Source organism: Leptotrichia trevisanii DSM 22070 (genome assembly GCF_000482505.1).
In the GTDB taxonomy this organism is placed as follows: Bacteria; Fusobacteriota; Fusobacteriia; order Fusobacteriales; family Leptotrichiaceae; genus Leptotrichia; species Leptotrichia trevisanii.
Genome location: NZ_AXVL01000010.1, coordinates 42,334 through 55,481, shown reverse-complemented (window position 1 = coordinate 55,481; position 13,148 = coordinate 42,334). Strand labels below are relative to the sequence as shown.

General features: G+C 31.3%; 12 protein-coding genes. 2 read left to right on the top strand and 10 right to left on the bottom strand.

Annotated elements, in window-relative coordinates; all coding sequences use genetic code 11:
* The first annotated feature begins 9 nt into the window (after positions 1–9).
* Positions 10–894 (top strand): CPBP family glutamic-type intramembrane protease, encoded by an 885-nt coding sequence (locus tag K324_RS0103235; protein WP_026747890.1) that lies wholly within the window; start codon positions 10–12, stop codon positions 892–894.
* A 163-nt stretch (positions 895–1,057) separates the two neighbouring features.
* Here the strand turns inward: K324_RS0103235 and K324_RS0103230 are convergent, their stop codons facing one another.
* A complete protein-coding gene (locus K324_RS0103230) occupies positions 1,058–1,954 on the bottom strand; it encodes a CPBP family intramembrane glutamic endopeptidase (RefSeq protein WP_026747889.1) in 897 nt (298 codons plus the stop codon).
* A 120-nt stretch (positions 1,955–2,074) separates the two neighbouring features.
* Entirely contained in the window at positions 2,075–3,049 is a 975-nt protein-coding gene (trpS, locus tag K324_RS0103225) for a tryptophan--tRNA ligase (RefSeq protein WP_026747888.1), read from the bottom strand.
* A gap of 275 nt (positions 3,050–3,324) precedes the next feature.
* Here trpS and K324_RS0103220 point away from each other — a divergent pair, with 275 nt between their 5' ends.
* A complete protein-coding gene (locus K324_RS0103220; protein WP_026747887.1) occupies positions 3,325–4,269 on the top strand; it encodes an ROK family protein in 945 nt (314 codons plus the stop codon).
* Positions 4,270–4,344: 75 nt separating this feature from the next.
* On the opposite strand, the gene K324_RS0103215 is transcribed toward K324_RS0103220, so the two are convergent.
* The 8 genes from K324_RS0103215 to K324_RS0103180 form a co-directional block, all read right to left on the bottom strand.
* A complete protein-coding gene (locus tag K324_RS0103215; protein WP_026747886.1) occupies positions 4,345–4,695 on the bottom strand; it encodes a PepSY domain-containing protein in 351 nt (116 codons plus the stop codon).
* A 30-nt stretch (positions 4,696–4,725) separates the two neighbouring features.
* Entirely contained in the window at positions 4,726–5,004 is a 279-nt protein-coding gene (locus K324_RS0103210) for a PepSY domain-containing protein (RefSeq protein WP_026747885.1), read from the bottom strand.
* 380 nt (positions 5,005–5,384) lie between these two features.
* On the bottom strand, positions 5,385–6,752 hold the full coding sequence (locus K324_RS0103205; RefSeq protein ID WP_026747884.1) for a sensor histidine kinase: 1,368 nt from the start codon (positions 6,750–6,752) through the stop codon (positions 5,385–5,387).
* Positions 6,753–6,787: 35 nt separating this feature from the next.
* Positions 6,788–7,471: a response regulator transcription factor gene (locus K324_RS0103200; RefSeq protein WP_026747883.1), complete on the bottom strand. Its 684-nt coding sequence runs from the start codon at positions 7,469–7,471 to the stop codon at positions 6,788–6,790.
* A 44-nt stretch (positions 7,472–7,515) separates the two neighbouring features.
* The gene (locus tag K324_RS0103195; protein ID WP_026747882.1) at positions 7,516–8,220 is read right to left on the bottom strand and encodes a UTRA domain-containing protein; all 705 of its coding nucleotides are present in this window, start codon (positions 8,218–8,220) and stop codon (positions 7,516–7,518) included.
* Between the two features lie 115 nt (positions 8,221–8,335).
* The gene (locus K324_RS0103190) at positions 8,336–9,667 is read right to left on the bottom strand and encodes a citrate/2-methylcitrate synthase (protein WP_026747881.1); all 1,332 of its coding nucleotides are present in this window, start codon (positions 9,665–9,667) and stop codon (positions 8,336–8,338) included.
* 9 nt (positions 9,668–9,676) lie between these two features.
* Complete coding sequence (locus tag K324_RS0103185) at positions 9,677–10,678, bottom strand: isocitrate/isopropylmalate dehydrogenase family protein (protein ID WP_026747880.1); 1,002 nt, start codon at positions 10,676–10,678, stop codon at positions 9,677–9,679.
* Between the two features lie 156 nt (positions 10,679–10,834).
* A complete protein-coding gene (locus tag K324_RS0103180) occupies positions 10,835–12,814 on the bottom strand; it encodes an aconitate hydratase (protein ID WP_211231543.1) in 1,980 nt (659 codons plus the stop codon).
* Positions 12,815–13,148: the final 334 nt, after the last annotated feature.

The following is a 13,148-nucleotide window of genomic DNA, read 5'->3' as shown; positions in this document are numbered from 1 at the left end:
TGAGATAAGATGAATAATACAAATAGGGTTAAACGAAACATAATTATTTTTACGATTTTTAGTACCGCTTGTGGTTGGATAGGATATCTTGTCGATAAGTTGTTCAGTCAAGCTCATTATGAAAATGTTGGAACAATGGCAGGAGAAGAACCCTTTGGAATGCTTATCTGGTTAGTATCTCCATTAATTTGTACAATTCTTCTTCGTACTTTTGGAGGAGACGGGTGGAAAAATTCGGGTGTTTCTATTAACTTTAAAAATAATAAAAAGTTTTATTTGATTGGTTTTTTGATATATCCTACTGTTACTTTAATTGTTATACTACTGGGATTAATAACGAAAGGTGTCAAATTTTCCAATGTAAATATTGGAATTGCAGCCTATATTGGGATCTTGTCTGCACAAATTGCCACTCAATTTATAAAAAATATATTTGAAGAGTCAGTCTGGAGAGGCTATCTTACAAATCAATTGTTAAAATTAAAATTATCCGATTTGAAATTATACTTACTTATCGGATTTATCTGGTGGATTTGGCACTTGCCCTATATTATGATATTTTTGTCCGAAAGTGAAATACAAAATACTTTACCAGTTGGAAGACTGACTTTTTTCCTTATTGGAACAATAGTAGTAACGTGCTGGACGGTGATGTATACAGAAATTTTTAGAGTTACTGAATCTATGTGGCCATTAGTTATTATGCATACTATGGAAGATGCAGTGATAAATCCGTTGCTTCTTTTAGGAATTGTGTCTGTAGAAAAAAATCAGGCGTTTCTTTTTTCACTTTCAGTAGGTATAATTCCGACAATTCTTTATCTGATAGTGGGATTGGCTATTAGAAACTGGAGAAAAAGACAAGAGAAACAAAACAAAAAAGAAAGTCTATAGTTTTGTTATACTATTATTAGGATTTTTAGATTCTCACAGAGAATCAGTAATAATATACCAAAATACCAGTCTTATAAGTATCGAATAAGTAAATAAAAACTTTATAAATAAAATATAATTTGAATTTAAAAGGAGTTTCCCTGAAAAGAAACTCCCCATTTCGTCAAACTATCCTATAATTAAACACTAAATTAGAAACTACGATTGCAAATATTACCAGCAAATATAAAACATTATTTTTTAAAAACACAATCACATTTTCCCTATCTTCAACATTTAATTCAAAAATCGAAAGTACCTCTTTGTACTTCCCTTCCAACAATCCAATTATAACAAATACTAATAAAAAGATAATCAAAAAGGCAGAAAACAAACCAACTAGAATTAGAAGTATCTCAATTCTTAAAAGAATTAAAACCTGAGATGTTTTCGTTATTGCATTTATAAAAAAATGTATTAAAATAGAATATTTTATTGAATACTTATATGCAACATAGGAAAAAATAATTCCTGTAAAGAATGCCGGGATAATCATATCTATATTATAATGAGATAATGCAAAAAAGACTGAATTAATAACTATTGCTGTTTTTATTCCATATTTTTTTAAATTATTCATTATAACTCCCCGAAATACTATTTCTTCTAATATTGGTGCCACACAAACTGTCATTATCATATCTATATACAAAGGTTCGTATATCGCTACCACAGGTGTTCGTCCCTTATGACTGCTCATTAATACAATTAAAAAACTAAAAAAATTACCTACCCAAAAGGCTAATGCAAAATAAATACTAAAGTCTTTCGCCTTTAATTTTTCATTCGTTTTAAAATATTCATATTTTTTATAAGTTTTTACAAAATAATAAATTATTGGAAAACTAAGTATCCATCTATGTATTCTAAACATATACACATATTTAAATATTTTATTCTCGGTAAATACTGTATCGTTGTGTAAAGGAATCATAAATAGCAGGTGAAATATATAAATTATAAATAAAATTAGAAAAATATCTTTTTTTGTTTTATCCTCTAAATTTGTTATTCTCTTCATTTGATCCTACCTCTTATTTTTATAAATATCATAGTAAAATTTTTAAAGCCAAAAAAGACACTTAAATGTGCCTTTTCTTTACAATTAAAATAAAATTATTCAAATAAAATCACTAATCTTTTAATAATTTTTCTTCAAAAGCCCCACTACATCCCTAACTTCATCCATCTTCTCAGTTGCAATGCTTCTAGCTTTATTTGCACCTTTACGCAAAATTCCATATACATAATCCATATTGTTTTCCAATTCTTCACGTTTTTTCTGGAATGGAGAAAAATAATCCATGAATTTGTCAAACAATTCATTTTTGGCATGTCCATAACCAAAGTTTCCAGCTCTAAATTTTTTCTTCAATGCTTCTACTTCTGCTTCTGTTGCAAAAAGAGCATATAATTTTGTGATGTTGTTGTCAGGATTTTTTGGCTCCTCTAAAGGTGTTGAATCTGTTACAATGCTCATTATCTGTTTTTTCAATGCTTTCTTTGAGCCAAACATATTTATTACATTTCCGTAAGATTTGCTCATTTTATCTCCATCTGTTCCCGGCACAGTTGCTACATTTTCAACAATTTTTTCTTTTGGTAATTTAAACACTTCCTTGCCGTAAGTTTCATTAAATTTAGTTGCAATATCACGAGTCATTTCCACATGTTGCTTCTGATCCTTCCCAACAGGCACAATATCTGGCGAGTACATCAAAATATCAGCCGCCATAAGTATTGGATAAGTGAACAACCCCACATTTGGCTTAATTCCCTTCGCAACTTTGTCCTTGTATGAATGAGCCCTTTCCAGTAGCCCCATTGGGGAAATATTTGATAAAATCCAAGATAATTCGGCATGTTCAGGTACATCCGACTGCAAAAACAACGTTGACTTCTCAGGATCCAATCCCAAAGCTAAATAATCCAAAATCACATTAATCGTATTAGCCTTCAAATCCTCCCCTTTCGGTGAAGACGTCAAAGCATGATAATTTGCTAAAAAATAAAAACCTTCATATTCATCCTGCAATTCCACAAACTGCTTAATAGCCCCAAAATAATTTCCAATATGTAAAATTCCGCTGGGCTGTATTCCCGATAAACTTCTCATAAAAACCTCCATAATTTTCTTATTAAATTTGTCTAATAACTTAATTTTTATTCTATAATTTTTTAAAATACCACTACCTATTCACAAGTATTCAATTTAAAAATTAGATTTTCTCTTTAAAAAACATATTTACATTATATCATTAAAAAAAAATTTTGTAAAATATTGAAAAAATACAAGAAATAAGGTAAACTAATATTGATATAAAAATTAATTTTAAAGATGTTTTACTATGTGTTATGAAAATAAAATAAAAATTATAATTAGGAGGAAATATGAAATATTATGTAGGAATTGACTTGGGAGGAACTAATACAAAGATTGGACTTGTGGATGAAAAAGGGAATATTATTTTTACAACTATTGTGAAAACTGATTCAATGGAAGGTTTTTCTGAAACAATCCAAAGATTATCAAAAATTTTAATTACTCAAATTGAAGGAAGTAATGTTAATTTTGATAATGTTGTATCAGTCGGTGTTGGAGTACCAGGGCCTGTGTTAAATTCCAGAGTTGTTAAGTTCTGGGCGAATTTTCCCTGGAAAAATGGAGTGGATTTGGCATTGGAATTTGAGAAAAATTTAGGAAAACCAGTAAAGGTTGACAATGATGTAAATGTAATTACACTTGGAGAAATGTGGAAAGGTGCTGCACAGGGATATAAAAATGTGCTAGGACTTGCTGTTGGAACTGGAATCGGTGGAGGAATCATCGTTGATGGAAAACTTGTCAGTGGAGAACATGGTGCAGGCGGAGAAGTTGGACACATTAAAATTGAACCAAATGGTAAATTATGTGGATGCGGGCAAAAAGGATGCTGGGAAGCCTATGCCTCTGCTACAGGGATAATCCGTGAAGCAAACAGCCGTCTTGCAGTAAATAAGCAAAATTTACTTTATGAAATGACAAAAGGTAGAGATTTAGAAGCAAAGGATGTGTTTGATGCCGCTAAAAAAGGTGATGAATTTTCGCTTGATATTGTAGATTATGAAGCAGAAAAATTAGCATTCGGGATTGGAAACTTGCTTAGCATATTGGATCCTGAAATCGTTGTAGTTGGTGGTGGAGTTGCTCTTGCCGGGGATATTCTATTCGATCGTGTAAAAGAAAAATTAAAAGACGTAGCATTCCCATCTACTTTGGAAAATCTAAAAATTGTTACAGCAACTCTTGGAAATGACGCAGGAATTTTAGGTGCCGCTTATCTTGGAATGATGTAATTTTTAATCAAATGGAATTTACAAAAAAAGACTATATAAATTATCAGTTTCTTATATAGTCTTTATTTTTCATTTTTATCTTTTTTCAAATTTTATGATTGAACCGCTACTTGCGTCAATATCAAATTCATATCTAAGTTTATTTGCAATAAATTCTATCACATAAACAGCTTTCCCATTTTTATTATCCAGCTTTATCTGTTTAAAATTGGCAGTCGATTCTGCGACACCAGCGTGTGACAGTGCAATTTCCTTTGCTTTATTTGGTGTTATTTGTGCGTCAGAAGTTTTTATGCTTACCATTGGTGCTAACCTTGTATCTCTAGCAGTTCCACTAATTTCTTTTGCCATCAAATTGATGGAAAGAAGAAATATTATTAAAGTAATTGTATTATTAAATCCTCTTTTTTTAATTTTATTTATCATAATTTTTCTCCATAACTCATTTTTTAATTTTTATTTATTTTCTTCACTCCAATTAATTATTTTCCCAGTATAAACATCAATTTCAAAGTTATAAGCAACACCTCTATAACTAATTTGTCCTTTATAAAGATTAGTATTTTCTGAATCAAACTCCAGAACATTTGCAAATGTTGCTCCAGGGACTTTAGCTAAGGCTATTTGCTTTGCTTTAATTGAAGTTATTTTTTTTCTTTCCTTATTACCTGAAAAAATTAATGAACTGATGATTAACATTCCGAATAATGTCATCTTAAGAAATTTCCTCTTCATAGCTTATCATCCCTTTCCTTGTAATTATGTCTATTATTATCTATAATTTGACTTTTTTCTTCAAAATATACAATTACTTAATAAATTTTCTCCTTTCCTCTAAATCTAATTTTTTCATTTTTCACATAAGCAATTTTTATAAAATGCCCATTTTTACTCGAGTAATAATTTGGTACTAATATTGAGCTAATGTACCACTCTTTCTGACAAATTTATAATACCATATAAACATTAAAGAAAAATGAGAACTTCTAAATTTTTTTCATTTTTTGAAAATTTTTGAGTTTTTGTATATTATTTTATATTAAAAGTCTAGTTATAGTATAATTTTCCAGTAAATTTAAGTAATTAATTATAGTGTTGTTTTTATTCAGTTACTTTTATAAAATTTTTTCTAAAATTATTGTAAAAGTTGTACCTTTTCCAAATTCACTTTCTACAAAAATTTCTCCATTATGTAACTCTATAATTTTTTTCACCATCGAAAGTCCAAGTCCGGAATTATCACCGCTTTTGGAAGAATCCACCTGGTAAAACCGTAACCAGATTTTATCCAGCTTATCTTTTTCAATTCCTATTCCATCATCAGAAATTTTGCTGATAATTTTATCATTTTCAGAAAACAGTTCTATCGTTACTGTCCCGTTCTGCTTTCCATAGCAGATTGCATTTGAAATTAAATTTGTAAAGACACGCATCATCATCATTTCGTCAATATTTGCATAAATTGCAGGAGCGATTTTTGTAATAAATTTTATATTTTTCGCTTTTGCACTTGAAATTTGTGTTTCTACCGTCATTTCAATCAATTCACTTAAATCAATATGTTCCAAATTTAACTTCTGCTTTCCACGTTCCATCCTTGCCAAAGTTAATAGCTGCGACACCAGTTTTGACATTTTCTGCCCTTCCTTTTCTATAATTCCAAAGGACTTCTTGGCTTCTTCAACTGAATTTATATAGCCTTTTCCATATTCTGCCTGTGTTAGGATAACTGTAATTGGAGTTCTAAGCTCATGCGAAACATCAGAAGTAAACTGTACTTCATTTTCAAAGGACGTCTGAAGCCTGTCAAACATTACATCAAAGGTGTTTGCAAGTGTATGAAGCTCATCATCACCTTTTTTTAAATTAATCCGTTGTGATAAGTCATTTCCTTCGTTAATTTTTTCCGCTATTCTTCTAATTTGTTCAATTGGCCTAAAGGCATTTCTTGTAATGACATAACCACCAATTGCTGAAAGTATAAGGAAAAATGGTAAAATTATAATAGAAATCTGAATGACTGTCTCAATCGCACTTGACTGTCCAATATTAGGCATTACCCCTCTAATCCATACTTTTCCATAATTATCCAGTTTAATCGTTTTGTTATAGACATACCATTTCTGATTACTGCTTCTAATTATCATAATTTTATCGTCTTTAGATTTACTATTATCCATCTCAAAGCCATTTGGCGAATTTCCATAAAGAAACTTAAAATCCTTGTCATAAATGGCAATTTCCACATTCTGAATCATTGTATCAAAATTGCTGTCAATAATAATTTCCCCATTTTTTATCGTTAAATAATCAAGTCTATGATTGACAACATCTTTTAAGTAAGTACGAACACTTGAATGGATAATGTTTTCACTTATATAAAAAACTATAGCCAGTGATGAAAATACAAGCAGTATCATTATTCCCATATACCATAAACCAATTTTCAGCTTTATCGAACTGTTATTAAAAAATCTTTTCATTATTTTTTATTCCTTATTTTATTTAAATTCAAAGCCTATTCAGCTTTTAACACATATCCAACCCCACGAATTGTATGAATCAGCTTTGGTTCAAAATCTTTATCAATTTTTCGCCGTAAATACCGAATATAAACATCAATCACATTTGTTCCTCCCTCATAATCGTAATTCCAGATATGCTGTTCAATTTGTTCTCTTGATAATACCCGTTCCTTATTTCTAATCATATATTCCAAAATTGTAAATTCCCTTGTTGACAGTTTTATCGGAATCTTATCACGGAAAACATCGTGTGAATTACAATTAACAGTTAAATTTGCGATTGTAAAGACATTGCTTGCATTTGAATTGCTAGTTGCTGGATTTCTACGTAAAAGCACCCTTATTCTTGCCATAAGCTCGTCAAAGGCAAATGGTTTTACAAGATAGTCATCCGCTCCATAATCAAGCCCTTTTACCCTGTCTTCTATCCCATCTCTCGCAGTAAGCAGTAAAACAGGTGTTTTTATCCCTCTTTCACGTATTGTTCTCAAAATCTCAAATCCGTCTATTCCTGGCAGCATAATATCAGAAACAATAACATCATATTCAGCCGAAAAAATATAATCAAGGGCATCTGTCCCATCAAAACAGCTATCAACCCCATATTTTTCCATCTTTAATTTTTTTGTAATTATATCGTTTAAATTTTTTTCATCTTCAATTACTAAAATTCTCATTTTTCAAAAGAACCTCCTTACAAGTTTTTCTAACAGTCCTAGTCTTATCTTTTTGCTACTGTTGAAAATGCAAATTTGTCAGGCCTGTATGAATTTACGCCATATTGAAATAGTGTCCCATTGGATAAGTATGTATGACTTTCTATTACAACAACAGAATCAAAATTTTTTAAATCCATATATTTTTTTTCATTTTCAGTGGCATATCTAAATTTTATTTCCCGTCGTGAATGTGATATTTTTAAATGTAGTTTTTTTTCCAGATAATCATAAATTGAGCTTTCGACAATATTTTTGTCCAAAAATGGTACAACTCTTTTGTCAAAATAGGTAATTTCATATTCAAGAGCCTCCCCATCCAGCACACGTGTACGTGAAACCCTATAAAATGAAACATCCTCAGACACTTCAAAAATATCCATAATCTCGCTAATTCCATTAACAATATTCAATTCAACCAGATTAGTATTAATATCAATATTTTCAATTTTATTAAGCTCCTTTGAAGTTCTTAAGTTTGATAAGCTGTTTTTAAACCGCCCATTTTCAAGAACCATTGAATTTTTACCTTTTATCTTTTGAATATATCCATCCAGTTCAAGCATAGAAAGTGCTTTTCTTATAGTGTCTTTAGAATACGCATACTTACGTGCCAGTTCCGATTCACTTTTCAAAAATTCCCTGGCCTTAAATGTCCCATTTGTTATTTTTTCCTTTATATCATTATAAACTTCTTTATATTTGCTCACGACATATCTCCTTTCAAGAAACATCAATTTATTATATCCCAAAAATTCCAAAATGACAATGGCGAAAGTATATAAAAAACAAGGAGAATAAAATTTTCTCCCTGTCCTAAAAAAATTATAAAAATATATTTCCATCTTCATCAATTGCCTTGTATGCTGGACGGATTAATTTCTTATCAACAAGAATCTGCTCCATCCTGTGTGCATTCCAGCTTGCTATTCTCGACAATGCAAATAATGGTGTAAATATATTTTGTGGAATATTCAGAAGTTTATATACAAACCCCGAATACAAGTCAACATTTGCACAAATTTCAAAATCTCCACCTTTTATCTCTTTCCCAATTTCCTTAGCAAATTTTTCAACATTTGAAAAAAGCTCAAATTCTTCAAATGCATTTTTTTCTTTTGCCAGTTCGTAAGCCTTTTTTTTCAAAATCTCGGCACGTGGATCCGAAATTGTATAAACTGCGTGCCCCATACCATAAATTCGCCCTGTTTTGTCAAATACTTTTCCTTCAAATATCTGTCTTAAATATTCTTTAAGTTTTATCTCGTCATAAGGATTTGTATTTTTTTTTATGTTTTCTATCATTTTAGTAACCATTGAATTTGCTCCACCGTGCATAGGCCCTTTCAATGAACCAATTGAAGCGGAAATTGAAGAATATGTGTCTGTCCTTGTGGAAGAAATTACGTGCGAAGTGAATGTTGAATTGTTTCCTCCACCATGTTCTGCGTGTATAACTAAAATTAAATCCAATATTTCAGATTCCAGTTTTGTGAATTGGCTGTCATTTCTAAGCATATGTAGAATATTTTCAGCAATGCTGTATTCCTCGACTGGATTATGAATTATCAAACTCTTGTTAAAATGTTTATAATTACAGGCCTGATAACAGTAAACCAGCAAACTCGGAAATTTTGCAATTAAATTCAAGGACTGATCAATCAAATTTGACAGACTCACATCATCTGGATTCTCGTCCAATGTATAAAGGCATAAAACCGCTCTTTGTAGCTGATTCATTATATCTGCACTCGGTTTTCGCAAGATAAAATCCTCTATAAATTCATCAGGCAAGTGCCTATATTCCTTCAATGTACTTAAAAACATCTTTAATTCAAAGTTAGACGGAACTTTTCCAAAAAGCAGCAAAAACATCGTTTTTTCAAAGCAAAATGTCCTCTCCTCCTCAAATTGCTCAACAAGTTCATCAATTGAAATTCCCCGATAATAAAGTTTACCTTCCGCTGGAATTTTTTTTCCTTCCTCATTCACTGAATATCCCAGAACTGAACCAATTTTTGTCAGCCCGACTAAAACTCCCGTTCCATTTTTATTCCTAAGCCCTCTTTTTACGTCCAGTCTATTGTAAATATCATCTGAAATTGAATTATTCTGATTAAATAAAACACCGAGTTCATTTATAAAATCACTTTTCATAATGCCCTCCTATCCTAAATTTTCAATAATTTTTTTTGTAAATTCAGTCGTTGTAGCATTTCCACCTAAATCTTTTGTTTTACATCCTTCTTCCAGTGTCTTTAAAATAGCATTTTCTATATTTTTTGCAAAGTCATTCAGCTTTAAATATTTTAGCATTTCTAGTGACGAAAGCAATAGTGCAAGCGGGTTTGCCTTATTTTGTCCTGCAATATCAGGTGCAGAGCCGTGTACCGCTTCAAAAATGGCAATATCATCTCCAATATTTGCTCCAGGAGCAACTCCAAGTCCTCCCACAAGCCCAGCCACTAAGTCCGATAAAATATCTCCGTATAAATTCATCGTAACAATTACTTTAAATCTTTCTGGATTTGTAACAAGCTGCATACACATATTGTCAACAATAAGCTCTTCCAGCTCAATTCCTTCATAGTTTTTTGCAACTTCCCTTGCAATTTCCAAAAACATTCCATCAGTAAATTTCAGTATATTTGCCTTATGCACAGCTGTAACTTTGGAAATCCCGTTATTTTTTGCATATTCAAATGCACTTCTGACAATACGTTCACTACCTTTCTTCGTAATTCTTTTTATAGCAATCGCACTTGTCTTTTCGTCATTTTCATACTTTTCCTCACCAATATAAATCCCTTCCGTATTTTCCCTAAAAATTGCCAAATCAATATTTTCATACCGAGTCTTAATTCCTGGCAAATTTCTTGATGGCCTAAAATTTGTATATAAATCGTATTTTTTTCTAAGATACACATTTATACTTCTAAATCCTTTCCCAATTGGCGTAGTAATCGGCCCCTTTATAGCGATTTTATTTCTTTCAACACTTTCATAAAGGCTATCAGGAATCAATTCTCCAGTTTTTTCATAAATATCTGTCCCCGCATTTTCAGTTTCAAATTCCACAGGAACTTTCGCAGCCTTAAAAATTTCCACTAAACTTTCAGATATTTCATATCCAATCCCATCCCCTGGTATTAATGTCACTTTCTTCATAATAAACCACTCTTTCTTTTTTCAAATTTTATACAAACTAAATCCCATTTAAACAGTGAATGTTCCATTTTCCAATAGGATTTAGTGTTAAATTATTTTGTTTAATAATATTTTTTGTTTATTTTAAAAAAATTATATTTTAATTATTTTGAAATACTAACTCAAAAACTCGTCACTTGTCGCAAATTTCAAATATCCACCAAATTTTAATATTTTAAGCTCTCTTTCTGAACCATTAAATTTTGCAGGAAATTCAACATTTTTAGTAATATTTTTTACAATAAATCTTCCATTTATTAATGAATTTGGAATATCTGACAACTGTAATTCGTCGTATTCGTCAATTTTGTCGTAATCTTCCGCATTTTCAAATTCTAGCGGTATAATTCCACTGTTTATTAAGTTTGCCTTGTGGATTCTTGCGAATGATTTTGCGATAACTGCCTTTATACCAAGATAAAGCGGTAACAATGCGGCGTGCTCTCTACTTGAACCTTGCCCATAATTTTCTCCACCCACAACTATTCCACCATTATTTTTTTCAGCTCTTTCCTTAAAATCAGGAATTATTGTTTCAAAGCAATGTTCAGATAATTTTGGAATATTTGAACGGAATGGTAATAATGCGGCATTTGATGGACAAATATCATCTGTCGTGATGTTATCTCCTGTCTTTAAGATAACTTTTCGTGTGATACTGTCCTGTAATGCTTCCCCAATCGGAAACGGCTTAATGTTAGGCCCCATTACAATTTTCACTGCTTCCCTTTCTCTTTTTGCTTCCTCTTCATTTGGATTTGGGAAAATAAAATAGTTATCTGATATTTCAAATTTTTCAGGCTCTTCTACAATGATTTCTGCCCCCAATTCCCTAGGATCTGTCAAATATCCTGTAATTGCTGACGCAGCCGCTGTTTCTGTACTCACTAAATAAACTCCTGCACTCATTGTTCCACATCTTCCCTTAAAATTTCTGTTAAACGTTCTAAGCGAAATTCCATCCGTCTTTGGTGCCTGCCCCATTCCAATACAAGGCCCGCACGCAGCTTCCAGTAATCTTGCCCCAGCTGCAATAAATTTTGCCAACGCATTATTTTCAGAAATCATTTTCATAATATTGCTTGAACCAGGTGATAATACAAGGCTCACATCCGGATGAACTTTTTTCCCGTCTAAAATTGCCGCAAGTTTCATAAAATCAGAATAAGACGAATTTGTACATGAACCAATTGCAATCTGATCGACTTTTAGTTTCTTATACTTTGAAATTTCATGCACATTGTCAGGACTATGAGGAAAAGCCGCAAGTGGCACCAATTCATCCAAATTGACAACTAGCTTATCATCATAAAACGCATTCTCATCAGGCAGTAATTCTGTAAAATCTTCTCCACGTGACTGTTTTTCCAAAAAAGTCCTTGTATATTCATCACTTGGAAAAATTGATGTTGTCGCTCCTAATTCAGCTCCCATATTGGTAATTGTCGCCCTGTCCTCAACTGATAAAGATTTAATCCCATCACCAGTATATTCCATTACATATCCTACTCCACCTTTTACTGTAAGCTGTTTCAAGACGTATAAAATAACATCTTTTGCCGACACCCAGGGCTGCAATTTCCCTTTCAGCTCGATATTATAAACTTTCGGCACTTTCAAATAATAAAGTCCCCGTGCCATTCCAATCGCAACATCAAGCCCTCCTGCTCCAATCGCAAGCATTCCAAGTCCTCCCCCAGTGGGAGTATGACTATCTGAACCAATTAATATTTTCCCTGGCTTTCCAAATCTCTCCAGATGCAATCTGTGACAAATCCCATTTCCTGGTTTTGAAAAAACAATGTTATGCTTTTCAGCCGACGTTTTAATAAATTCATGATCATCTGCATTCTCAAAACTTGACTGCAACATATTGTGATCAACATAAGCCACAGAAATCTCAGTTGCAACTTTATCAACATTCATCGCATTTAACTGTAAATAAGCCATCGTTCCCGTGGAATCCTGTGTAAGTGTCTGATGAACTCTAACCGCAATTTCATTCCCCGCCTTTAATTCACCCTTCAAAAGATTTTTAGCCAAAATCTTATACGTTAAACTCATATTATTAGAGTTCAAATTTTTACTCATAGACATATTGTTGTCCTCCTAACATAACTTTTCAATCATACTTCAATTATATTACTAATCGTTAATTGTGTCAACGATATATAATATATATTTTTTATATAATTACATATATATTATAAATAATTCTAAGTAATTTAATAAATACACCTTTATTATACATTTAAAATCATATTTTTAATCTAAATTTTTTTCGTTTGAATGCCAAATAAATTGATTTAAAAAATATTATTTAATAAAATTTTAAGAAAAAAAGAACCGTTTGAAAAATTTATTTTCTTAACAGTTCTTTATAATTTGAGAAAGTTAGTAAAATGTATTTTAATTAGGCAACTTTTCTTTT

What these genes read in the sequence shown, in the direction of transcription:
- K324_RS0103235 (WP_026747890.1), top strand. Translation starts at nt 10, where the DNA reads ATGAATAATACAAATAGGGTTAAACGAAACATAATTATTTTTACGATT.
- K324_RS0103230 (WP_026747889.1), bottom strand. Translation starts at nt 1,954, where the DNA reads ATGAAGAGAATAACAAATTTAGAGGATAAAACAAAAAAAGATATTTTT.
- trpS (WP_026747888.1), bottom strand. Translation starts at nt 3,049, where the DNA reads ATGAGAAGTTTATCGGGAATACAGCCCAGCGGAATTTTACATATTGGA.
- K324_RS0103220 (WP_026747887.1), top strand. Translation starts at nt 3,325, where the DNA reads ATGAAATATTATGTAGGAATTGACTTGGGAGGAACTAATACAAAGATT.
- K324_RS0103215 (WP_026747886.1), bottom strand. Translation starts at nt 4,695, where the DNA reads ATGATAAATAAAATTAAAAAAAGAGGATTTAATAATACAATTACTTTA.
- K324_RS0103210 (WP_026747885.1), bottom strand. Translation starts at nt 5,004, where the DNA reads ATGAAGAGGAAATTTCTTAAGATGACATTATTCGGAATGTTAATCATC.
- K324_RS0103205 (WP_026747884.1), bottom strand. Translation starts at nt 6,752, where the DNA reads ATGAAAAGATTTTTTAATAACAGTTCGATAAAGCTGAAAATTGGTTTA.
- K324_RS0103200 (WP_026747883.1), bottom strand. Translation starts at nt 7,471, where the DNA reads ATGAGAATTTTAGTAATTGAAGATGAAAAAAATTTAAACGATATAATT.
- K324_RS0103190 (WP_026747881.1), bottom strand. Translation starts at nt 9,667, where the DNA reads ATGAAAAGTGATTTTATAAATGAACTCGGTGTTTTATTTAATCAGAAT.
- K324_RS0103185 (WP_026747880.1), bottom strand. Translation starts at nt 10,678, where the DNA reads ATGAAGAAAGTGACATTAATACCAGGGGATGGGATTGGATATGAAATA.
- K324_RS0103180 (WP_211231543.1), bottom strand. Translation starts at nt 12,814, where the DNA reads ATGTCTATGAGTAAAAATTTGAACTCTAATAATATGAGTTTAACGTAT.